Source organism: Gottfriedia luciferensis, from assembly GCF_002156865.1.
Lineage (GTDB): Bacteria > Bacillota > Bacilli > Bacillales > Bacillaceae_G > Gottfriedia > Gottfriedia luciferensis.
Window position 1 is genome coordinate 36,587 of record NZ_NCTA01000011.1, and the last position, 22,098, is coordinate 58,684.

Genomic DNA, 22,098 nt, shown 5'->3' on the forward strand with positions numbered 1-22,098 from the left:
TATAATAAGAGTAAGAACGTAAAGGAGTGAGAGATAAATGCGAAGGTTGTCTTGCATCGGTTAGAGGACACTAGGACACTATAGATCAATCGAGCAGCAATCAGGCGTGGAGGATGACTGTTGGACCAAATGGTTCAGTTTCTGATTAAATCAGATTTATTATAGGAAGGATGATATCTTATGAATTTTGCTTCTGTACGCATCATTACCGACGACGTGGATCGACTCGTCGAGTTCTATGAGAAAGTCTTGGAGGTTTCGGCGGAACGCCCCGCACCTGTTTTTGCCGAGCTCGTTGTGCCATCGTGTACCCTGGCGATCGGTCACACCCAGACGGTGCCACTGTTCGGCACTGGTTCCGCAGTGGCAGCCGATAATCACACTGTCATCATCGAGTTCCGCGTCCACGATGTCGATGCAAAATACGAGCGCTTGAAGCCGTTTGTCGACGAGTGGGTAAAAGAACCGACCACGATGCCGTGGGGGAACCGTGCTATGCTGTTCCGTGATCCCGATGGCAACCTCGTTAACCTCTTCGAACCGGTGACCGAGGAAGCGATCAAACGGTTTAGCGGTAGGGGTTGACGGACAGTTGAAGTGAGTGTGGCCACAATTCTCCGGTGATAACATCGTTTATCCTGTTATAGCAATGATCCATTAAGAAGCTTTTGAAGTATTATCGGCTTGTTTAATATGGCCAAAAAAACAGAAAACGTTGCCGTATTGCTCGAATAATAATAAAATTATTTTGAAATCAAGTCTTCAACCAAAACCGATTGTTGAACAACATAGGAAGAAAATGATCAAACTTTTTTATAAAAACGAAATTGAAATTTGTTAGAGAAGAATCCATTTTGATCAATCTTTTTTCGAAATGGATTCTCTTATTTTGATTAATATGAGGATTTGAAAGGAATTATTGATCAAACTTTATTTCAAACCTATATGAAGTTTGGGTTAAATATTTGGAGCCTTCGGAAGTATTGTAAGTTTATTCTACTAATGAATGAATTACTTGAAAATCAAGAGTTACTTGGGTAACTCTTTTTTTTGTGGCGTTCCATTTCATGGGCAGTAAAAGGAACTCCACTGCCGAATGTGTAACCGAGGCTAGCTAGAGAATCAATAACAGGAATTGTAGTATTGATGTCCTTCCAACCGTCACCGGAACTTTGATTAACCCAGCCAGTTCCTTTGGAGGGTGATGTCATATTGTATAGGATTCCAAACTCTTGAAAATTAATAGAAGTAATTTCAACAGGTTTCATTTTTGACTCAACGTTTCTAATTGTTATTTAAGGTTGCCGAAACGTACAAAGTCCTCAGTGTGTTCCTTTATGAATTGGAATACAGCCTCCGTTCCACAAGCACCGGCTCTGCCACCCATAATAGTGACTGCACGAGCAGCTGCAAAGTTAGCAAATTCCGCTGAAAGTTGAATGTTTTCGGTACGTCTATAGGCATAAAGGAATGAACTGCAAAAGGTATCACCAGCTCCGGTAACGTCCGTAATTGGCACATTAATACCTTTTACAGTAAATTCGTTATGTACAGTAAATATTCGACATCCCTTTTCCGCATAGGTAACAACGATCATCTGAATCCCTTTTTGGAATAAAAATTGTTTGGTTTCTTCTTCGGTTTTATTGCGCATTAGATTATTGAATCCAGTTTCATTTACAAAAATAGTGTCGACATACGCAAATAGTTGATCTTCTCCCGGCTGGAGATCGGCGACATCAAGATCACACCATATTTTTGATCCGTTAGCTTTTGCTTTGGAGAGGACACCTGCTGCATCTAGTTCACCACAACAAAGTGGTTTTAATTCGCAAAAGTTTGAATAGATATATTCCGCATTACAGATTGCCTCTAATGTTTCCGGAGTAATCTCAAGACGTTGGATACCCATGGTAGGAATAAATACGGTATGTTCGTTTTCTGCTAGAATAATAATGGTCTTAGAATCTGGTAAAGAATCATCTCTAATAATATAAGAGGTATCAATCCCAGCATCTTGTAAATTCTCACAAAGTTGTTGTGAAATGAAACCGTTATTCAAGGCTGATAAAAATTTGGCAGGTTGTAGATAACTAGCATAGACACTTGCTGCATTGGCAATCATTCCACCCATTTGTGCGGGTAGTGTTTGAACGATTACTTTATCGCGCAAGTTTGGAAAGTACGCAGCACGATAATATTCATCCAAAGCTATATCCCCAATAAAAAAAGTGTATCCCTGATGATCCATAAAGAGAGCTCCTTTTCTTAAAATTTTGAGTTAAGTATATCATGTGAATTTATTGTATACAACGTGTTAATACGACTTAAAATATGTTAATACATTTTATTTGAAAATTGATAGACAGATAAACTAAGACGTGTTAACATGTATTAAGAAAGGAGGCGGAAAATTCAGAATAATAGGGCTTCTATAAACGGAAGTGACTTTAGATTGTTAATGCAAACGGTATCTTCTTAATTACAGTCATAATGATTAGTCAGCTGGCGAAGGAACTTGGATTGGTAATAGTATTTAGCATCATAGGGATATTATTGTATTCACAATCCGTTACGTACGGAAACCAGCGGAATGGAGAGTAAGATGAGTGGTAAAGGTAATTTCATAGATTTATTTAGAAGCGAAAAGCCAATTATGGGAATGTTACACCTTAAAGGCGACAATGAAGGTAACATGCTGGAAATCGCTAAAAAAGAGATTAATTTATTAATTGAAAATGGTGTGAATGCAGTTATAGTGGAGAACTATTTTGGCTCAGTAGAGGATGTTGCAACAGTACTAGATTATCTTCAACGTGAAAAGAAACAGATCGTCTATGGGGTTAACGTTCTTGATCATGATGAAATAGCGTTTGAATTTGCTAATAAATATGGAGCAAAATTCATTCAATTAGACTCAGTTGCAGGACACCTCACACCAGAAGAAGATGCAATCTTTCATGAGAAAATGAAAACATGGCGCAAAGAATCAACAGCATTTGTTATGGGTGGTGTACGATTTAAGTATCAGCCTTACAAATCTGGACGTTCCCTTGAGGAAGACTTAAAAATCGGAATGTCAAGATGTGATGCAATTGTTGTAACTGGCGATGGGACTGGCATGCAGACTCCAATCAACAAAATCAAGGAGTTCAGAAAGGGGATTAAGGACTTTCCATTAATTATCGGAGCAGGTTTGACTCCAGCAAATAGTGTAGAGCAATTGGAATTTGCTGATGGAGCAATCGTTGGTAGTTACTTCAAGGATACTTATACAGACAACGGTGATATGGATGCTTCCCATGTGCGATTTTTTATGGAAGCTGTAAGAGGTTGTAGGTAATTGACGGGGGAAGATCAAATATGGGATGATCAGTTTATCAGCTAGTAGGATTGATCGGTAGCTGAAATTCGATTTGATCTTGAAGAATAAAGGAGCATTAATTGGTCATGGATATTAAATCACTAGAAGCTGATCATATGGTACCTCTTTACCAGCAGCTTTATAATACAATACGAGAAAAAATTGCATCTGGCGAATACAAACCTGGCGACCGCATCCCATCGGAAGCTCAGCTTATTGAAATCTACAATATTAGTCGGGTGACTGTTCGAAGCGCATTGAATAAATTAGTAGAAGATAATATTCTTGTGAAGCGTCATGGTAAAGGAACCTTTGTTTCGATGCCAGAATATGTAGAAAGTATTGGGGTGGGTGGAAGTTTTACTGCATCTTGGCAACAAACGGATGTAGTTCCAGGCACTAAAATTATTTCAAAGCTTTATGTGAGTGCCAATAAAAAAATTGCTAAATCATTGAACGTAGAGGAAGGTTCCAAGATTATTCATATCAGGCGCTTGCGTTTAGTCAATGATCTTCCTGCAATTTTAGAAGAAGATTATTTTTTACCGGAGTATGATTTTCTTTTGGAAATGGATTTAGAGAACAGGTCTATTTTAGAAATTATCCGTAATCAGACAGGGCTTGTTGCGAAGGAATTTAATGATATTTTCGAAGTGAAATCCGCGACAAAGGTGCAGGCGGAATATCTAGAATATAAGACTGGTAGCCCATTGCTGAGAGTTAGCCAGACGATTTTCACTGAAAAATTCGATCTCCTATATTATAACGAAGAATATATTAGAACAGATCGATATAAATATGCAATCCGTTCTTACTGATTGCATGAACTCGGGATATTCCCAATTGAAAAATTGTTAGACTTTATATTTCTAAAACAAACACGATTTAAAATGATACAAGTAATTATCGTTTTTCATTAAAAAAAAAGACGGTTAATTAGTTGTCTATTTGTTATGCAAAAAAAATGGAACGATAAGAGTTTTACTGACACTAATAAATAAAATATTTTGACTTCATTATATGAGGAGTGTAAATTGATGGCGAATAATATGGAAAGAAAATTGGGACTAGCCCCAACAATTGCTCTGTCAGTAGGAACAACCCTTGGCGCGGGAATCTTTATTTCAATTAGTGAGGTCGCAGGGGCATCCGGTTCTGCACTCTATACAGTATTGGCATTTTTAATCGGTGGTTTAATTATGATTCCGCAGAATTTAATTTTAGCCGAATTAGCGACGGCCTATCCGGAAAATGGCGGGAACTATGTGTTTATTAAACATGCGGGTTGGCGAAAGCTTGCGTTCTTAACAGGATGGGCATCATTTTGGTCAAATGATTCAAGTGCACTCGCAATCGTATCTTTAGCGGGGGTACAGTATATTGCTTACCTTTTTCCAATGAATGGCCTTGCTATTAAACTTATTGCAGTTGCCTTCATTATACTCTTCATGATGATCCATATTCGCTCGGTAGAAGGAGGCGGTAAATTTCAGGCCATCATTACTTTTATAAAGATTCTGCCTTTTGTATTGCTGATTGGTATGGGGTTATTTTTTGTAAGAGGTGACCTAGTTATGACTCCAGCAGTAGCTACTGCTCCAGTTGGCTTGATGACCTTGCTTGCAGGTATTTCGGCAACAAGCTGGTCGTTTGACGGTATGGGTGCATGCACATACATGACGGGCGAAATTAAAAATCCGAAAAAGACCATGCCTAGAGCATTAATCAGCTCGGTTATCATAATTATTCTATTATACGTGGGTTTAACTTTTATAGTTACAGGTGTAATACCTTTCGACCAATTGGTCAATTCGAAAGCACCACTTGCTGACGCTGGTGCGGCAATTCCGCTGATTGGAAATATCTCAGGTACGTTTATAGCCATTTCAGGTATTATTGTAATTCTCGCTGCTTTGTCAGGAACCGTTATGTTCCAACCGCGCTTGGAATATGCAATGGCAAAAGACGGACTTTTCTTTAAAAGCTTTAGTAAAGTGCACAAAAAATATGGTACTCCATATTTCTCTATGATGGCACAATGTATGTTAGCTATTGTTCTGATTTTCTTATCCAATATTACTGAGTTGCTTGGATATTTCACCTTTGTATTGTTATTAAAGAATACGCTTACATTTACTTCGATTTTTGTGCACCGAAAAAAACCGGATTATAACCCATTGTGGAAAGCACCAGCTTGGAAATTCATGGCTATTATTTCGATTGCATCTAGTTTGATATTGGTAGTTTCTACGTTAATGTGGGCAGCAATTCCAAGTGTTATTACAGCTATCATCGTCGTTGTTACGGGCCTTCCTGTCTTCTATTTTTGGGAGAAACGAAACAAAAAAGAAGAAATTAAAGAGGAAGAATCGATAAATATCTAGCTGAAGGGATGATAATCTGATGCAGTTTTCAACTTTCAAGGCGGAGCTATTTGATAAACACCAACATAATAAGATGGATGAATTCTGTGCGGAATTTGGGCTTGATGGAATGGAAGTTTTTATGGACGATTTGGTTTCAAGAGAACAAGATTTGAATGATGAGAAACTAGTAATCTTGGAAATACTACGTACTTTACACGTAAAAAGAGTGCATTGTTCTTACTGGGCGTATCCAACCAGCTTTCTTACAAAGAATGATTTTCAAGAACTGGTTGAGAGATTTGGAAGCAGGGAAGATGTCGTGAATTATTATGGTGACCTAACAGGTGATCATATGTATAAAAGATGGGCAGATGAGTATCAGATTGCTACAGAACTAAAAGCACAAGCGTATACGTTTCATCTAATCGATTACGCGCCAATTGATGGGAAATGGGAGTTCACAATTTCCAAGAGAGATATTCGTCAGGCGATGATATATATGATTCAGCAATTCTTAAATTTTCTGATGGATCAAAATCTACTCACTGAAGATTCTCCAATGATTGAAGTGGAAAATGCCGGTTGGGGATTGGAGCATGGTTTGCAGACCGCTGAGGACTACAAGTTAATGTATTGCCAGCTTTACGATCCTCTCAAAAAAGTAAAGATTGGTTGGGATATTAACCACTTATTACATGCGCTTGGCTTTGACGAGACTCATAATCGCGCCAAATTCTTCCTGCCTGACAGCGAAATTACCACCCAAATGTTTGAATTGCAACAGTTTTATGGCCACGAGCCGCAGGTATTTGCCCAGAAGTGGTTGGAGCACAATATTATGGACCCAGAGTTAGTCGATCGTGTTGGTTGTATACAGCTTTCAGATTGTGCGTTAAAAACGACTGAGTTTTTCCGTAATGGTAAATTGACAGGACAATATTATGACGAAATCATTGCTCTTGATAGTTGGGGAGAGAAGGAGGATTATGGTGTTAATATAGTACTCACATGCTATGACTCCCATTTACCATTGGGGGATGGGATATTGTCCCCTAAAGCGATAAAAGAGCTGATTCTCAAGATTCGTGCTGTAAATTCGGATTTGGTCATTTTACATGAACTCAAAAACAATACTGACCAGGCTGCGGCATTAAGGAAGCAGTTGGATCGACTTGACCTAAAATAAGGAGATGATCCGTTTATGAAATATATTATTGTTGGTCCCACAATTGTGAATGATATCCAATATGCAGATGGTAGCATAAGCAAGGGGCATATTGGTGGCGCCATATTTTGTCTGGGAGGGGTAAAAATATGGAGTGACGACTGTCTCTATGTATCAAATGTAGGTGAAGACTTCTTGAAGTATTATGGGGAGTGGATGGATGCTAATCATTGTTCCTATGAAGGACTCAATTATAATCTTCCAAATACAGAATATACGACTCTTATATATGGGGATGAAGGACTTCATGATGAGGTTTCTATTTATAGCGAGGACATTGAAAAGAAAATCTCAGAGATAGATATAAGAACCGCAGAGCAGATTGCCAATCATTGCGGTAGTGAAACAAGAGGGATATATATTGAAGCGTCAGAAGTGGACGCTCTGTGGGATAGCTTGCATCTGATTCACATGAAATGTAATGCTAAGATCATGTGGGAAATCCCTACTTCCGCAGCGATGCAAAAGCAAAGGAAAGAAAAAGTCTTAAATACGATTATCAAGGCAGGGCTGTACTCGGTTAATTTGCCAGAGGCGATGAGCATATTTGAGACAAAGGATGAAAAATCAACGGTTGAGGCAATTATTTCCTTTGGCGTTCCATGTTTTTTTAGAGTTGGTAGTAGAGGTTCGTACATGATTTCGGATGGTCAGGCATATTTTGCTCCAAGTATCACTGTCGGAGATGTTGTTGATGCTACTGGATGTGGTAACTGTTCCACTGCTGCTGCGCTTTATGCATATAGTGAAGGCTTTGCACCGAAAAAAGTTGCGGCTATGGCAAATATTTCAGCGGCATATAACCTATTGCAGTTTGGGCCATATCCTGTTATCACCAGTGAAACAAGGGCCGAAGCTATGAGTTTGCTAGAAAAGTAGATGAGTAATTTGTTATTATTAGACATGTAACTGCTACTTTTAAAAGAAGCCTCAATAGAACTCAAATAGAGCAATCATTTTGATATCCGGAGGACCGGTACAATCCAATTATCTAAATAACAACCTAAAATACGGAAGGAAAAAATATAATTCTAAAGAGTATTTCAGCTAAATTAGATAATGAAAAAAATACAAATACTTAATTCTAATTGAAAGAGTAAGTTACTCTTTCTCTTTTTTATTTAATAAAATTTGTTAATTTAATATTAGTGAACTTAATCAACTAACGAGAGCGTTAGTTGAATAAGATCTCGAATCGCAGCTGCGGCTTTTTTTATAGGACAAATTTGCGGTTTAGATGAATAAAACAAGGATAAAATATAACAATTAAAATATAATTAACGGTGGAATCATGTGCTTATATACATTTTTAGTGGGTTAATTTTACCTTGGCTTGTTGGATTTATTTTACTAAAAAAGGTACCAAAAATAATGGTTGTCTTTATACCTATTTGTGTAGCAATTGCTTTCATCATAAATACATGGGGATTTAATTATTATTGGAGTTTAAAGGTTAAATTTAATGAGTTGGCCTTGTCAGCATTTCCATTCAATCTTGGGCTTTATCCAATATTAGGCTGAATATATATATGTACTATTTATTTTAAGAAGTTAAATATTTTTATTGCCATTATTCTGTTCACAGTAACTACTACATTAATTGAGTTTTGGGCTTTAAGTGAAGGACATGTAATTTATCGAAATGGATGGACGATATATTTGACAGCCTTAAGTTATTTAATTGCTTATGTAGTTGTCTTAGGATATTACAAATTAGTACTTTATTATGGAATATTAAATGAAGATGAATAAAATTCTACTTCAACTAACGAGCGCATTAGTTGTATTAATATTTGGAGTTGAAATAGGTTAGACATGGATAATGTAATTAAAGAAATTAATAAATTTTTTCAGAATTTAAATTTAAATAAAATAGTGATCAATGGTATAGAAAACTTTGAATACAATGGTGAGTACTATCTGTTAACTAAATCCGGAACTAACTATTATCTCGAATGTGCATTATCTTTAGAAGATGCAAAGAATAATATTTATGAGGATATGGAGGCCTATTCTTCAAAACTATATTCATTTGATGAATTAATAGTAAATATTAAGAATGATATTACACAATTCTTATTGAACTAACGAGCGCGTTAGTTGAAGATCACGAGTCACAAAAGTGGCTCGTTTTTTATTGAACAAACTGACAGGATTGTTGAAGAAGGGAATAAAGACTGATACCAAGAATATAAGTAATAATATGTAAAGTGTGTGTATTTCAACAAAAAATTGGATGTATTAAGAATTAAAGGAGGGGAGTTAATTGAAAATTGAAGGTGTTTGGCTTCCTATTATAACGCCTTTTCATAATGGGAGTATTGATTTTCCTTCGTATGTTAAATTAATTGAATTTTTTATTAGCAAGGGTATTTCAGGAATCATTCCATTAGCTACTACTGGAGAAAGTCCTACAATTGAGGAATTTGAATACGAAGAACTGCTTGAAAAAACTGTTGAAGTTTCAATAGAAGAATTCCTATTTTTGTGGGACATGGTGGAAATTATACGGAAAAGTGCGTAAAACAATTAAAAATTATTGAAAAATATAATGTGGACGGTATTTTATCTGTTTCACCTTATTACAATTTACCAAGTCAGGAAGGTATTTATGAACATTTTCGTAAAATATCAGAAGCAACAAATTTAAACATTTTAATATATAATATTCCATACCGGACTGGCAAGAACATTGATAATGAAACGATTTATAAGCTCAGTGAGTTAGAAAACATAATTGGAATAAAAGATTCCTGTGGAAATCTCAAACAATCCCTGGAATTGTTATTAAAACCAATTGAAGGATTTTCCAATTTGACTGGTGAAGATGCTTCATACTTTCACCACCTTACTTTAGGTGGGGCAGGAGGAATTTTGGCTTCTGCTCACTTAGATACTAAATGTTTTTTAGATGTTTATCAAAATATAAAAGAAAACAATCACCTTAATGCATTAGAAAAATGGAAAAAGCTATATCCGATTATTTCTTTGTTATTCCAGGAAACTAATCCAGCACCATTAAAATATTGTTTATATAAACAGGGCTTAATTCAATCACCTGAAACAAGATTGCCAGTGACAGGAATATCCTCTGGTTTAAAAGATAAGTTGGATAAATTGATTAGTCCAACAAATTAATGAATCGTACCAGATGCTAAAATGGCATCTTTTTTTCTTTATTGTGAATTAATACACTTAAACTAACGAGCGCGTTAGTTGAATAACTTTTTAATTTAATGAACAAAAGGGACAGTATACGCTCGCCATTGCCAACGAATAATAACTCATGACTATTAAAGTGTGCATTTATCCGCTTTATTTGGTATGCTTAACGGACAGTTATGGACCGAATCCACTAAACTGAATGAAGAAGAGGGTAAAACATGGGAAAATTGAATGCAGTCGAAAAATTGCAAAAAGAATTAATGAAGACGCGCGAAGCGATCGACATCGTCAAGATCATCTTAGCGAAGAAAAACGACCCTCATCTCGAAGAACAGTTGAAAAGATTAATCACCGAACACAACGAAATTGTTACACAAATCAAGAGCATCCAGTAAGGATGCTTTTTTATCTTATCGCCCTCTACTCGTAACTACCAGGACGCTATCCATTAGTTCAACCAGTCCATCCATATTTTATGTCATGACTTTTTCATTTTTGAATGGTAACATTTTTACACATTCAACCAAACTAAAATGATATCTTTCCTTTTTTACACAAACCAGAAATGACCGATCGATTATCGTTCGAATCGAATCGAAAGGATGAAGTCAAAATGAATGATGAATCAACGCAAGTGATTTTAATGGCAATCAAATCATTAGACCAAAGAATGCAGTCAATGGAAAATAAATTGCAAGCGATGGATGAAAAATTCACATATTTCATGGACCTACAACATTCAATTGAATAAATGGAATACAAAAAATCAAGTGGAATTTACCATCAATACGCAAGGCTCTGTTAAATTTAATTGATGATTTTTGAACTAAAAAAGGTTGTCTAATTAGACAACCTTTAGAAACTCTTATACAACTAACGAGAGCGATAGTTCAACAACATGAGTTGCTTCGGCGGCTCTTTTTTGTGCAACAATAAGTTTTTACTTTTAATTTGTATCTTAATTAAATTAATCACAGTCAACATTCTACTTCAACTTGAAATCGAATAACATTTTATTGATAGTTATTTTCTTGCAAGGAGGGGGATATCTATGATTCAAAAATTACTTCTTTCAAAGGATCAAATGATATACATAATTCAAAATGGCTTGCAAAAAACTAATTCACCAAAACATGTAACTATTATAGGGGCAGGAATATCTGGCTTAGTAGCTGCTTCACTCTTAAAAGAAGCTGGACATCAAGTTACTATTATAGAAGCAAATAACAGAATAGGGGGGAGAATTTACACAAAAAGGGAACCTTTTATTAATCATGAATATATAGATCTTGGTGCAATGCGGATACCTTCTTTTCACTATTTAGTTTTTGAATATATAAAAAAATTCAATTTACAAGTAAATGAATTTATTAATAGTACTCCTAATGATCTAATTTTCATTAATAATGTATTAACTGATGAAAAAAATTATAAAACAAATCCAGACCAATTAAAGTTTAATGTCTCCCCAAGTGAAAAAGGAAAAACAGCAACAGAGTTACTATTATTAGCAGTTGGTCCAGTAATTGATTTTATAAATCAAAATCCTGAAAAAAATTGGGAAATAGTTATTAATATGTATGATCATTATTCAATGTATAACTTTTTAAAATATAATCCAGTTGGTGTATCATTATCAATTGAAGCAATCAACTTGATAGAAACAATGGTTGGATTAGAAGGGTTTGTTGAACTTGCATTTACTGCAATATTAAGAGAAGTTTTAGTACTTCTAACAAAGGATTTAAAACTTTATGAAATTACAGGAGGCACAGATTATCTTATTAATGGGTTTTTACCACAACTAAAAGATAATATTATTTCGAATCAAAGAGTGAAAAAAATTATACAAAATGAATCAAACGTAACGATCTATTCAGAAAATTATATACTTAATACTGAGCATCGCCTTACAAGCGATTTTGTAATTTCAACAATTCCTTACACTTTATTGAATTTCGTAGAGTTACTTCCCTATGAGTCTGTATCATATAATAAGCGGAAAGTCATAAGACAGATACATTATGCAAATTCAACTAAAATAGGTCTTCAGTTTAAAACGAGATTTTGGGAAAAATATGGATTAAATGGTGGGAAAATAACTACTGATCTACCAATCAAGTTTGCGTATTTTCCTAGTCATGGTCAAAAAGCGTCAGACAACACAGGGATCATATTAGCTAGCTACACATGGGAAGACGATTCTAGTATCTGGGATAATATGACACAAGCAGAACGGATTAAAATTGCTTTGAATGATCTCTCACAAATATTTGGAAATGTGGTATTTTCAGAGTTTTTAATTGGATATTCACATAATTGGTCTCAATTTCCTTTTTCTGGAGGAGCTTTTGTCATGTATAAACCCGACCAATTAAAAGAATTTGGTCAATATATTGGTACACCAGAAGGGAGAATTCATTTCGCAGGATCACATTCTTCTACTACACCAGGTTGGATTCAAGGTGCGATTGAAGCAGGAGTTAGAACAGCTTATGAAGTTAATAATAGGTAAATTTTTTAAACATTAAAGGATGATTCCCCTAAAAGGTTATCTTTTATTTACTTTTAGTGGAATTATTTTTAAAAAAATTACCAAATATTTAATCATCATTATTCAACTAACGAGCGCTTTAGTTCTATAAGACGAAATGAGTAGCAGTAATTGCAACTCATTTTTGTAGTTATATTGAAATTAGAAGATTACAAATAATTAAACGTAAAATCTATGGAGGAATAAAAGAATTGATTTCTAAAGCAGAATTAATTAATCAGTCATATTCGGGACAATACAAGGAAAAAATTTACGATATACCAAGTCCCTGGAATTCACAAGACTGGACCTGGGTTAAATTTGAAAATGACGATTTTGACGAATGGTGTGGAGAATTTAGAGGGTCCCAAGACATTGAGCTTAAGGGACTATTTTTATTTAATCAAAATTTACACGCAATTAGTTGCTTTGCTAGTAAGAGTACAATAATAAACCTGATGGTCCACCACTAACAATAAAAATATTAATACTAACTTCTTACATAACAACCTTTCAAAATAAGCCAGTTATGAATTCCTTTTTTTCTTATTTGATTATGTATTATCTAAATCACCTTTAGTATTTACAAAATTAAAGAAATATACGATAATAACGATACGGTACGTTTCGTTTTGTTTTGATTTGTAGATTATTAATTTATTGGAGGAAAAAACACTTATGCCAGCAAAGAAAAATGAGCCACGTAGTAGAAATGAGATTCTGAAGGCAACTATCAAAATGTTAGAGTCTACTACTTATTCATCTTTAACAATTGAAGCAATTGCTGCACAAGCAGCAGTAGGGAAAACAACAATCTATCGATGGTGGGAAAATAAAGCGTATCTTGTTCTAGATGCATTTTTAATGGTGACAGATACTCAATTCCATTTTGATGAAAATAAACCATTGTTTGATAGTTTTAGACAACAGCTTAACTCTTTAGCTATGATCCTTAACACTCAAATTGGTAAATCAATGTTGACAATTGTTACTGAGAACGATGAAATTGCTAATGTGTTTTATAAGTCATATCTAAGTCCTAAAAGAAGTGAAGCAAAAAAATTTCTCTATGCAGCAATTGAAAAGCAAGAAGTTAAATCAACAATTAATTTAGATGTTGTTCTAGATATGTTATATGGTCCAATTTATTTCCAAATACTTATCTATAAAAATGTCCCAGACGAAAATTATATCGATGAATTGATAACTCAAATTATGAGTGGAATATTAATCAAAAAACAATTTTAAAGGAGGAGTTTTGTGACTCAATTAAAACATGATACATCGAGGAATATGAATTATCCATTAATGACCACAATTTTATTTTGGTGTGGATTAGTTATATTGACTAGTATGTATATTACAATTCCCTTATCCAGTGTCTTTACGAAAACTTTTAATGTTAGCTCAACACAAGCTGCTTGGCTAGGAAGTTCCTTTTCACTATCTTATGCTTTGGGGTGTCTTATATATGGTCCATTCTCGGACAAATATGGACGAAAAATATTTTTAGTTACAAGTATTAGTGTATTAACAATTGTAACAATCGTTATAAGTTTTGTAGATAATTTTTATGTATTAATTATTTTGAGGGGGATACAAGGTCTAGTAGCAGCAGCTTTTGCTCCAATTTCACTCGTATATGCTGGAGAAATGTTTCCCACTCATAAAAGATTAACAGCTATTGGTTTTATAAGTTCGGGTCTACTGATGGCAGGGGTAATAGGTCAAATTTTTAGCGGCGTTATAAATGAATATTTTGGATGGCATAAAATATTTTTTATTTTAGGAATCCTCTATTTTATCACTACTTTGATTGTAATAGTTTTTCTACCAAAGGATGAAATGATAAGATCTAACGAAAATGTATTTGTTAAGTTTAAACAGATACCAACTCTTTTGAAACAAACACAGTTACTTTTGGCTTTTTCTATTACATTTATGCTCTTATTATCTTTGGTTGGAATGTATACAGTTCTTGGTAGTTACTTAAGTTCAGAAAAGTTTAGGCTTACAAGTCAACACATACTTTATGTTCGAGCAATTGGGATCGTGGGTATGCTAGTTTCACCATTTTCTGGTCGAATTGCAAATAAAATAGGAATTACAATTGTACTTCGATGTGGATTAGCATTAGGAGCAATAGGATTATTTACTTTAGGTGTTAGTACTTCTCTACCAGTTCTTGCGATAATGAGTGTAGTTTTTGTGGCAGGAATATCATTAGTAACTCCAATTATTATTTCGATAATCAATCAATTAGCTGGAGATTCTAGGGGAAGTGCTATTTCTTTCAATGCATTTATTCTCTTCCTAGGGGCTAGCACTGGACCATTATTTGCTATTGAATTATTAAAAACAGAAAAATATCAATTATCTTTTGGAATCTTAGGATTCGTACTCTTATTAGGATTATTAATATCCTTTTTTATTAAAATATCATCTGAATCAACTAAGAGTGTTGGTTCAAAGCAAATTTCATAAATTATTTAATTAAGATTACTTAATTTAAGTATTCATAGGATGAAATTATGCTAATTGTTATACAAATTATTATAGGTCTTTTTTTTGCTTTTCTTGGTATTTCATCACTGGTTGGGACAAAGACGGAATTAGAAAATTTTCAACATTTAAAATTACCAAAAGTGGTTTCGAATATTAACTGATTTGTGCAGCTGCTAGGAGATTTTGGAATGTTAATTGGGATATGGTTACCAGCTTATACAGTTTTCAGTAGCATATGATAGCTATAACTATGATAGTTGGAATCCTACTACACATTAGAGTGAAAGAACATTTTGCAGCAAGTGTTCCTGCTGTTGTAGTAATGATGGCATCAATAATAGTGTTATTATTTTCCTAAATTAAAAAGATATAAGCACGACTAAAATTAATATAAAAAAGCTTAATAGTGATCTGTATACGTGATTAATAAAATTGGTACTATTTAACATGAAATCAGGAGAATTAAAAAGAGTACAAATATGTAGTAAGTAAGAAACAGAGAAACCCCGAAAAGGGATTTACTGTTTTTTTGTTATAAATAGTTAAATTCTAAAAATAGCGTAGAGAGGATCCTTATTCAACTAAAGAGCGCTTTAGTTGAACAATACTTTGGAACGAGTAATCAGTTCCTATTTTAATTTTGAACATTTAAATAGTATAAAGGAATCATAATTTTACTTATCGAATAAAACTATGATTAGTGTTTTAGGAGGATAGGTATGTTAGAAAGAAGATATGGTGACCGTTCTAATTGGAAACGTGTTTTAAAAAGAAGTTATTTACAAACGTTTTTAAATATCGAAGAATTTAAAGGTTATGTAACTCTATTAAATATAGAACGCGTCTCTGAGCCATTAATTGTTCAATATAAGGAAAATAAGGTATGTATAGTTGATGATGGTTATAGTTGGCTTCAACATTTCCCTTCGGATGATCATTATTCTCTAACTACAATGTTTGATACTGATGGAGCAATTGTGCAGTGGTATATTGATATTTGTCGTAGAAATGGTATTGAAAACGGCGTACCTTGGATGGAAGATTTATTTTTAGATATTATTGTTCTTCCGAATGGAGATGTTCATTTATTAGATATAGATGAACTCGAAGAAGCTATGCGTGTCGGAGTTATTGATAAGGATCTTTACAAGTTGGCATGGGATGAAGCAAATAGATTAAAAATCTAATAAATAACGGAAAGTTCGATTTAATTAACTTATCAAAGGAGCACCAAGAACTCCTTACAAAGAAAATATTAAAATAACATTATTCAACTAACGAGCGCTTTAGTTGAACATCAAGATCGACTGCATAGTCGATTTTTTTATTGCTATAAATACATTTTAATTGAAGGGGAATTTAGAAGAATCTCGAATTTGTTTTAAATGCTTAAAGAAAAAAACTTTCAGGAGTGTTTGAATGAAACAGTTATTTATTTCTAAACTTAGATTTATTGTTGGTTTTATATTGGTAGTATCATTATTGTTCAATTTGTTTTTTCTGTATAAAAAACACCAGCAATATCAAGAGGAAATTACTACTGTCAATAAACTCTTTGAAAACTATAGGGAAACAGAATTCCACTTAAACGCTTTAAAATACCTACCTCCATTTAGTGATCAAACAAAGTCTGATTATCAATTTCATATTACTCAAGCATTTAATCTTTTAACAGCAAATGAAAATATTATTTGGATTAAATCAAGAATAATTCCCGAATATATAAAATCATTTAATAATAAAGAAGCATTTGAATTATATTCAATTCAATTATCAATTAATTACAATCATCCTGATGTCAAAAAGGAACTTTATAATTACAAAAAAGTTCTAAAAAATATTCAAGAATATGTTACAGGACAGTCTTATAATCAATTACAAGAACCCCAAAAAATCTTAGAAAATATGAATAATATATTAGAGAAAAATAATAAAAAGTGGCATTAAAAAGCAATATTAAAGAAGTTCCTAATATAATAACACTGTAAATTAATTAAAGTTATACTGTAAACCTTATGTAACTAACGAGCGCGTTAGTTCAACAAAAAGATCGACAATTCGTCGGTCTTTTTTGATTGAGCAAACTGTAAGATTTCAATTAATTTATGAAAATTTAGTTGGCGGAATTATAACAACACCAAACGATCTCATAATTTTCGCTAAAGGACAGTTTTTATATACAAAGAGTTTCTGTAATCATATTGATTTCAATATTATTTAATGATAAATATTATTTAACTGGTCTTCATTAAGGATCGACTCTGTTTCGAAATTCTTAACTTTCTGTAAGGAAAATTCATTGATAGTCGTATCAAATTCACCTGCTTTAAGTCATAGTTGCTATGGTAATATTTCATCTTCAAAGTCATAACAGCTCCATGAGTTTTAAAAAAACATCAGCATGGAGTGGATGGGCAAATTATTTATCTTAGTACAGAATGAAGTTAACCAGTTAATTGTTGATTTAGAGAAATTAAAGTCCTTGTATCACTGATACATATAAGAGTATTTTGTTCGAACTAAAGAAGCAGACCCGAATGGATCTGCTTCGTTTTATGATGGATTTGTTGACCATAATCCAGCTGTTTTAATGAAAACTCTTGGATTAAATTTTAAACTAGCCACGACTAATTCTGCAAGGTCTTCTGGGTGCATAACGTTTTCTTCATTGCCTTTAACAAGATTTGTATCAATGGCTAAATCAGTAACGACCGTACTTGGTGTTAAAGCAGTAACACGGACATTATGTTTTCTTACTTCTAGCATAAGTGATTCTGTTAGCCCTAAAACAGCGAATTTAGAAGCACTGTAAGCACTTGTAACAGGAGCACCTTTTTGGCCAGCAGATGAAGAGATGTTGATGATATCTCCTGATTTTCTTTCGATCATTCCTGGTAATACAGTTCTTGTTACATTATACACACCCATTAAATTGACTTGGATGATTTTTTCCCATTCTTCTGGTGTTAGATCAAGGAACCCACCAAATTTAGCAACACCAGCATTGTTGATTAGGATATCAATTGGACCTAAGTCTGATTTGATATGTTCAACAGCATGGGTAACGGATTCAAGATCGGTCACATCTGCTGTTGCTGCTGAAACCTTTACATCAAATTGTGCTAGTTCAGCAGCTACCTTTTCTAGATTAGATATATTTAAGCCGATTAGGCCTAAATGAACGCCTTCTTTTGCTAAGGCGATAGCAGTAGCACGTCCAATGCCTCTTCCTGCGCCAGTAACAATTGCAGTTTTTCCATTTAAAGAAATCATTTTATCACTCCTAAAAATTATTATAAATTGAAGTAGTTATTCTAACAGAAAGAACGCAATCTTGCATGGAAACAGCTTGCGGTCTTTCCTATTTAGAACTCAAAAAATAATATATTTATTCTAAGTTGGCGTGTCTACCGTACATTTTATTGGTATCCAAACCTTTTTTCGCCATGAACCGAAGAATCACAGCGTCGTAAAATAGTAAAAGTGTTTGCTCAAATAATGAGCCCATTGGTTGAATCGTCTTAAAATCACTCTCCGACTGATCTTTAGGTGAGCCAGGCAACTTAATTGTGATATTCGCTAATTGTCCAATAGTGGACTCAGGGAAAATGGTTACAGCTACAATCGTCCCACCAATGCTTTTTGCCTTCTCGGCCATGGACACTAAACCTTTCGTTTCTCCTGAACCTGATCCAATGATTAAGATGTCATCTTTTTCAAAGTTAGGGGTTACTGTTTCGCCAATCACATAAGAATCTATCCCCATGTGCATCATTCGCATGGCGAATGATTTAGCCATAAATCCAGATCTACCTGCGCCTGCAACAAAGACTTTTTTTGATCTAAGAATTCCATTAACTAATTTTTCAGCTTCATCATTCGAAATTAAATCTACGGAGCGATTTAACTCTTTTATGATTTCAGCTAGGTATTGAGTTGTATTCATAATCTGAATTACCCTTGATTAATCATTTGTTGCATTTTGGCAGCAGCAGCTTTTTTATCAGCTTGTCCAGTAATCCCGCCACCTACGATAACAAGGTCTGGTTGTACTTTGATGACTTCTGGAAGTGTGTCTAATTTAATACCACCTGCGATTGCGGTTTTAGCATTTTTTACAACACCTTTTATGGTTTGTAAATCTTCAAAAGAGTTCTTTCCAACTGCTTGAAGATCATAGCCAGTATGAACACAAATATAATCAACACCCATAGCGTCCACTTCTTTTGCACGTCCAGCAAGGTCTTTTACAGCAATCATATCAACAAGGATTTTTTTACCTTGTTTTTTCGCTTCTTCAACAGCACCTTTGATTGACATATCTTCTGCAGTTCCAAGAATTGTGACGATATCAGCACCTGCTTCAGAAGCTTTAGTTACTTCATAACCAGCAGCATCCATGATTTTTAGGTCTGCTAATACCTTTAAGTTAGGGAATGCTTTTTTAACTGCTTTTACAGCATGAAGACCTTCATTGATTACAACCGGTGTACCGATTTCAATGATATCAATGTGCTCCTCCACTTCTTTAACTAACTCAATTGCTTCTTGGATATTTACTAAATCTAATGCTAATTGTAATTCCATCTATATTCACTCCTATAGTTTTTTAAATTGTTGTTCAGTGATAATGTCTCCAAAGTATAGCAATAAGGAATGTCATGTCCTCTCACTGAACAATTGCAAGTATACAACGTATGATTAAATGTTAAAAGTACGCACTTTTATTTTACATAGTGTTAAAAAGTATACTATAAGACAAACCGCTTATATAGTCTTACTATTAACTTTAAAAGAAACAATGCACCATTCCGCATGGGCAATTTTCTGTATAAGTTGCTTGATAACTGCCCAAATTGTCATAATTTATAAAAATCTAAAATTAATAAAAACATTTCTAGCTGGGTGTATTAGTTCTTTTTGAATCCATGCCTGTTATTACACAATTGGATGTGTTAATTGTTATGTACTGTGGAGTAATTGTAGGTTTAGGAATTGTTGTAAAAAGCGGAGGGGCCATCGATGGAATTGAAATTCTGCATATATGGTTTAACCGGAATTATCGAATAACGTTTGACACATTCTTATTAGCTGTTAATGTTGTAATTATTAATATTGCCGCTTTTGTCTTTTTACTAGTAAAAGCCATACTGTCACTTGCTGTGTATTAGACATCCGATTTAGATAGTAAGTTTATTACGCCAAAAGCTTCAACACATAAAGAATACTGTTCTCAACAAATTTATATCACATTTATTTTTGTGGCCAGGGAGAAGATGCTCACCCTGGCTTTTTATTTTATTTAACACAAAAATAGATGAGTTTTATTTCCTATAGTGTAGATACTATACTTACATCTTGTTGCAATATTCGATTCAAGAAATACTTTGGTTATTGATCAGTGATCTGACCTTCCACATTCAGTTTACTACATTGAAAGGGTGAATAGTCGCATAGACCTCTATCTTGAAAGCCGATGGTACAAAACCTGGAAGCGTTAGGATTTAGAAATCCAGTGCTACAAGCATTATGGAACAACCAATACATTGAAAATGTGCAAATTACTGCAAGCGAAACAGTTGGGGTTGAAGAGAGAGCTGGTTATTATGATCAAGCTGGGGCAATTCGCGACATGTTTCAAAATCATATACTGCAAATGTTGATGATGACAGCAATGCATCTGCCAAAACAAATTAGTGCAGAAGATATCCGCAATGAAAAGAGAAAAGTAATAGAATTCGAGGTCAATATGGTCCTGTGAAATCCAAGGTAAACCAGTTGTTGGGTATACAAGAGAACTTGAAGTTGCTCCTTCTTCTTTAAATGACACATTCGTGGCTGCCCGTCTATGTGTAGATGATGATTTTTGGAGAGGGGTTCGCTTCTATATCCGTACAGGAAAAAGAATGACAGAGAAATCCACCCGAATTGTGATTGGATTCAAGTATACGTTAAAGGATTTGTATAGGACTCAAAGAGAAAGAAACTGCGCCCAATCTTAATAGAATCTCAAACGTTATGAATTCCCTATTTAACTTCTGCTTCTATTATCTTGCCAGGAACATTTAACAAATAAAATTAATGGAAATTGGTTATCTTAATCTGTAATAGCTAGGAGGGATGATAAAATGGAACAAGTTAATCGCCATCCTAAAAATTACTGCATCAGAAAATGCTGTCATTGGGTCACAATATGCTAATGACAGTTTGTCGCGATGTAATCTTCGCTATAATGTAAAGGATGAAGATATTCGCGATTTACTGGAATTTGCCTTAGAATTATCAGAAACTCATTTAGAAAAAACGAAGCAATTCCTATCCTTAGAAAATTTTCCATTCCAATAGGCTTTACAGAGGAAGATTTCACAGTAGACGCTCCTATTTTATTTACTGATACATCTAAGAATATTTATTTACATATTATTACAATTCACGGTTTGACGAGATATCTTGGTGCCACTAGTGATTGTATACTAGAGGATGCCAGAAAATACTTTATTGAATGTACTTCGCAATCATTGGAACTATATGATAGGGTAACTAGTGTTTCCTTAAATATGGGAATTATTTATAAACCTCCTACTTTTAACAATCAACAAAAGATTGATTTTGTTAGGAAGCAAAAGGGTAGAGAAATTAGGTGTGTTTCGATTGCCCGTAGAAGTTATTCTGTTCGGTTATGAAATGACGAAAAAACATATTAGAGCCATTGAATTAGTCCCAGAAATTCGATTAAACAGAGAAAATTCGTTTATTACTTGATAATGGAAACTATATTTTTGACTGTAAAAATCCTAATCACGTTCAGTTGAAACGTTAGAACGGCTTAAAATGATACCGGGAGTCGTTGGAAATGGTTTGTTAGTTGGAATGACTGACTTGGTGGTCACTTTATATCAAGAAAAAATGTTGTCATGTTAAGAAGGTAAAAACATAAGAG

General features: G+C 34.0%; 22 protein-coding genes and 3 pseudogenes. 20 read left to right on the forward strand and 5 right to left on the reverse strand.

Annotated elements, in window-relative coordinates:
• Nucleotides 1–180 precede the first annotated feature (180 nt).
• Nucleotides 181–585 carry a VOC family protein gene (locus B7R67_RS10025; protein WP_088070014.1) on the forward strand — a complete coding sequence of 135 codons (405 nt, stop codon included), beginning with the start codon at nt 181–183 and terminating at the stop codon, nt 583–585.
• 437 nt (nt 586–1,022) lie between these two features.
• Here the strand turns inward: B7R67_RS10025 and B7R67_RS10030 are convergent, their stop codons facing one another.
• Together B7R67_RS10030 and B7R67_RS10035 are read right to left on the reverse strand one after the other, a co-directional pair.
• Nucleotides 1,023–1,268 (reverse strand): hypothetical protein, encoded by a 246-nt coding sequence (locus B7R67_RS10030; RefSeq protein WP_088070016.1) that lies wholly within the window; start codon nt 1,266–1,268, stop codon nt 1,023–1,025.
• 23 nt (nt 1,269–1,291) lie between these two features.
• Nucleotides 1,292–2,251: a carbohydrate kinase family protein gene (locus B7R67_RS10035; protein ID WP_088070018.1), complete on the reverse strand. Its 960-nt coding sequence runs from the start codon at nt 2,249–2,251 to the stop codon at nt 1,292–1,294.
• Nucleotides 2,252–2,605: 354 nt separating this feature from the next.
• Between B7R67_RS10035 and B7R67_RS10040 the strand changes: the two genes are divergently transcribed.
• The 15 genes and pseudogenes from B7R67_RS10040 to B7R67_RS10105 all read left to right on the forward strand — a co-directional run bounded on the left by B7R67_RS10040 (nt 2,606) and on the right by B7R67_RS10105 (nt 17,105).
• Nucleotides 2,606–3,343 carry a BtpA/SgcQ family protein gene (locus tag B7R67_RS10040; RefSeq protein WP_088070020.1) on the forward strand — a complete coding sequence of 246 codons (738 nt, stop codon included), beginning with the start codon at nt 2,606–2,608 and terminating at the stop codon, nt 3,341–3,343.
• Nucleotides 3,344–3,450: 107 nt separating this feature from the next.
• Nucleotides 3,451–4,182: a GntR family transcriptional regulator gene (locus B7R67_RS10045; RefSeq protein WP_142289539.1), complete on the forward strand. Its 732-nt coding sequence runs from the start codon at nt 3,451–3,453 to the stop codon at nt 4,180–4,182.
• A gap of 219 nt (nt 4,183–4,401) precedes the next feature.
• A complete protein-coding gene (locus B7R67_RS10050; RefSeq protein ID WP_088070024.1) occupies nt 4,402–5,748 on the forward strand; it encodes an amino acid permease in 1,347 nt (448 codons plus the stop codon).
• Between the two features lie 19 nt (nt 5,749–5,767).
• Nucleotides 5,768–6,916, forward strand: coding sequence for a hypothetical protein (locus B7R67_RS10055; RefSeq protein ID WP_088070026.1), 1,149 nt, complete (start codon nt 5,768–5,770; stop codon nt 6,914–6,916).
• A 15-nt stretch (nt 6,917–6,931) separates the two neighbouring features.
• Nucleotides 6,932–7,834, forward strand: a complete 903-nt coding sequence (locus B7R67_RS10060; protein WP_088070028.1) for a carbohydrate kinase family protein — start codon at nt 6,932–6,934, stop codon at nt 7,832–7,834.
• 414 nt (nt 7,835–8,248) lie between these two features.
• The gene (locus tag B7R67_RS10065; RefSeq protein ID WP_088070030.1) at nt 8,249–8,476 is read left to right on the forward strand and encodes a hypothetical protein; all 228 of its coding nucleotides are present in this window, start codon (nt 8,249–8,251) and stop codon (nt 8,474–8,476) included.
• 294 nt (nt 8,477–8,770) lie between these two features.
• On the forward strand, nt 8,771–9,043 hold the full coding sequence (locus tag B7R67_RS10070) for a hypothetical protein (RefSeq protein WP_088070032.1): 273 nt from the start codon (nt 8,771–8,773) through the stop codon (nt 9,041–9,043).
• 178 nt (nt 9,044–9,221) lie between these two features.
• A pseudogene (gene dapA / locus B7R67_RS10075) lies at nt 9,222–10,093 on the forward strand (4-hydroxy-tetrahydrodipicolinate synthase).
• Between the two features lie 245 nt (nt 10,094–10,338).
• Complete coding sequence (locus tag B7R67_RS22105) at nt 10,339–10,515, forward strand: hypothetical protein (RefSeq protein WP_158095066.1); 177 nt, start codon at nt 10,339–10,341, stop codon at nt 10,513–10,515.
• Between the two features lie 218 nt (nt 10,516–10,733).
• A complete protein-coding gene (locus tag B7R67_RS22110; RefSeq protein WP_158095067.1) occupies nt 10,734–10,871 on the forward strand; it encodes a hypothetical protein in 138 nt (45 codons plus the stop codon).
• A 300-nt stretch (nt 10,872–11,171) separates the two neighbouring features.
• Nucleotides 11,172–12,635, forward strand: coding sequence for a flavin monoamine oxidase family protein (locus B7R67_RS10080; RefSeq protein ID WP_088070034.1), 1,464 nt, complete (start codon nt 11,172–11,174; stop codon nt 12,633–12,635).
• A 696-nt stretch (nt 12,636–13,331) separates the two neighbouring features.
• Nucleotides 13,332–13,901, forward strand: a complete 570-nt coding sequence (locus B7R67_RS10090; RefSeq protein ID WP_088070038.1) for a TetR/AcrR family transcriptional regulator — start codon at nt 13,332–13,334, stop codon at nt 13,899–13,901.
• A gap of 12 nt (nt 13,902–13,913) precedes the next feature.
• On the forward strand, nt 13,914–15,137 hold the full coding sequence (locus B7R67_RS10095; protein ID WP_235822130.1) for an MFS transporter: 1,224 nt from the start codon (nt 13,914–13,916) through the stop codon (nt 15,135–15,137).
• A 740-nt stretch (nt 15,138–15,877) separates the two neighbouring features.
• Complete coding sequence (locus B7R67_RS10100; RefSeq protein WP_235822131.1) at nt 15,878–16,345, forward strand: DUF402 domain-containing protein; 468 nt, start codon at nt 15,878–15,880, stop codon at nt 16,343–16,345.
• A 232-nt stretch (nt 16,346–16,577) separates the two neighbouring features.
• Complete coding sequence (locus B7R67_RS10105) at nt 16,578–17,105, forward strand: hypothetical protein (protein WP_088070040.1); 528 nt, start codon at nt 16,578–16,580, stop codon at nt 17,103–17,105.
• Nucleotides 17,106–17,711: 606 nt separating this feature from the next.
• Here B7R67_RS10105 and B7R67_RS10110 read toward each other — a convergent pair.
• From B7R67_RS10110 to hxlA, 3 genes are all read right to left on the reverse strand, one after another.
• Complete coding sequence (locus tag B7R67_RS10110; protein ID WP_069033091.1) at nt 17,712–18,431, reverse strand: 3-ketoacyl-ACP reductase; 720 nt, start codon at nt 18,429–18,431, stop codon at nt 17,712–17,714.
• 115 nt (nt 18,432–18,546) lie between these two features.
• A complete protein-coding gene (gene hxlB, locus B7R67_RS10115; RefSeq protein WP_088070042.1) occupies nt 18,547–19,104 on the reverse strand; it encodes a 6-phospho-3-hexuloisomerase in 558 nt (185 codons plus the stop codon).
• Nucleotides 19,105–19,112: 8 nt separating this feature from the next.
• Entirely contained in the window at nt 19,113–19,745 is a 633-nt protein-coding gene (hxlA, locus tag B7R67_RS10120) for a 3-hexulose-6-phosphate synthase (RefSeq protein ID WP_088070044.1), read from the reverse strand.
• Between the two features lie 314 nt (nt 19,746–20,059).
• Between hxlA and B7R67_RS10125 the strand changes: the two genes are divergently transcribed.
• The 4 genes and pseudogenes from B7R67_RS10125 to B7R67_RS22745 all read left to right on the forward strand — a co-directional run bounded on the left by B7R67_RS10125 (nt 20,060) and on the right by B7R67_RS22745 (nt 21,920).
• Entirely contained in the window at nt 20,060–20,329 is a 270-nt protein-coding gene (locus B7R67_RS10125; protein ID WP_407920390.1) for a YitT family protein, read from the forward strand.
• A 299-nt stretch (nt 20,330–20,628) separates the two neighbouring features.
• A pseudogene (locus B7R67_RS10130) lies at nt 20,629–21,124 on the forward strand (glucose-6-phosphate dehydrogenase); the annotation flags it as partial.
• 154 nt (nt 21,125–21,278) lie between these two features.
• Nucleotides 21,279–21,841, forward strand: a pseudogene (locus B7R67_RS10135) (DUF3231 family protein).
• A complete protein-coding gene (locus B7R67_RS22745; RefSeq protein WP_328587370.1) occupies nt 21,810–21,920 on the forward strand; it encodes a hypothetical protein in 111 nt (36 codons plus the stop codon). The pseudogene B7R67_RS10135 and the gene B7R67_RS22745 overlap by 32 nt, the downstream one beginning before the upstream one ends.
• Nucleotides 21,921–22,098 lie beyond the last annotated feature (178 nt).

Bases quoted from the DNA above. Each gene is read 5' to 3' on its own strand.
- B7R67_RS10025 (WP_088070014.1), top strand. From the start codon at position 181: ATGAATTTTGCTTCTGTACGCATCATTACCGACGACGTGGATCGACTC.
- B7R67_RS10030 (WP_088070016.1), bottom strand. From the start codon at position 1,268: ATGAAACCTGTTGAAATTACTTCTATTAATTTTCAAGAGTTTGGAATC.
- B7R67_RS10035 (WP_088070018.1), bottom strand. From the start codon at position 2,251: ATGGATCATCAGGGATACACTTTTTTTATTGGGGATATAGCTTTGGAT.
- B7R67_RS10040 (WP_088070020.1), top strand. From the start codon at position 2,606: ATGAGTGGTAAAGGTAATTTCATAGATTTATTTAGAAGCGAAAAGCCA.
- B7R67_RS10045 (WP_142289539.1), top strand. From the start codon at position 3,451: ATGGATATTAAATCACTAGAAGCTGATCATATGGTACCTCTTTACCAG.
- B7R67_RS10050 (WP_088070024.1), top strand. From the start codon at position 4,402: ATGGCGAATAATATGGAAAGAAAATTGGGACTAGCCCCAACAATTGCT.
- B7R67_RS10055 (WP_088070026.1), top strand. From the start codon at position 5,768: ATGCAGTTTTCAACTTTCAAGGCGGAGCTATTTGATAAACACCAACAT.
- B7R67_RS10060 (WP_088070028.1), top strand. From the start codon at position 6,932: ATGAAATATATTATTGTTGGTCCCACAATTGTGAATGATATCCAATAT.
- B7R67_RS10070 (WP_088070032.1), top strand. From the start codon at position 8,771: ATGGATAATGTAATTAAAGAAATTAATAAATTTTTTCAGAATTTAAAT.
- B7R67_RS22105 (WP_158095066.1), top strand. From the start codon at position 10,339: ATGGGAAAATTGAATGCAGTCGAAAAATTGCAAAAAGAATTAATGAAG.
- B7R67_RS22110 (WP_158095067.1), top strand. From the start codon at position 10,734: ATGAATGATGAATCAACGCAAGTGATTTTAATGGCAATCAAATCATTA.
- B7R67_RS10080 (WP_088070034.1), top strand. From the start codon at position 11,172: ATGATTCAAAAATTACTTCTTTCAAAGGATCAAATGATATACATAATT.
- B7R67_RS10090 (WP_088070038.1), top strand. From the start codon at position 13,332: ATGCCAGCAAAGAAAAATGAGCCACGTAGTAGAAATGAGATTCTGAAG.
- B7R67_RS10100 (WP_235822131.1), top strand. From the start codon at position 15,878: ATGTTAGAAAGAAGATATGGTGACCGTTCTAATTGGAAACGTGTTTTA.
- B7R67_RS10105 (WP_088070040.1), top strand. From the start codon at position 16,578: ATGAAACAGTTATTTATTTCTAAACTTAGATTTATTGTTGGTTTTATA.
- B7R67_RS10110 (WP_069033091.1), bottom strand. From the start codon at position 18,431: ATGATTTCTTTAAATGGAAAAACTGCAATTGTTACTGGCGCAGGAAGA.
- hxlB (WP_088070042.1), bottom strand. From the start codon at position 19,104: ATGAATACAACTCAATACCTAGCTGAAATCATAAAAGAGTTAAATCGC.
- hxlA (WP_088070044.1), bottom strand. From the start codon at position 19,745: ATGGAATTACAATTAGCATTAGATTTAGTAAATATCCAAGAAGCAATT.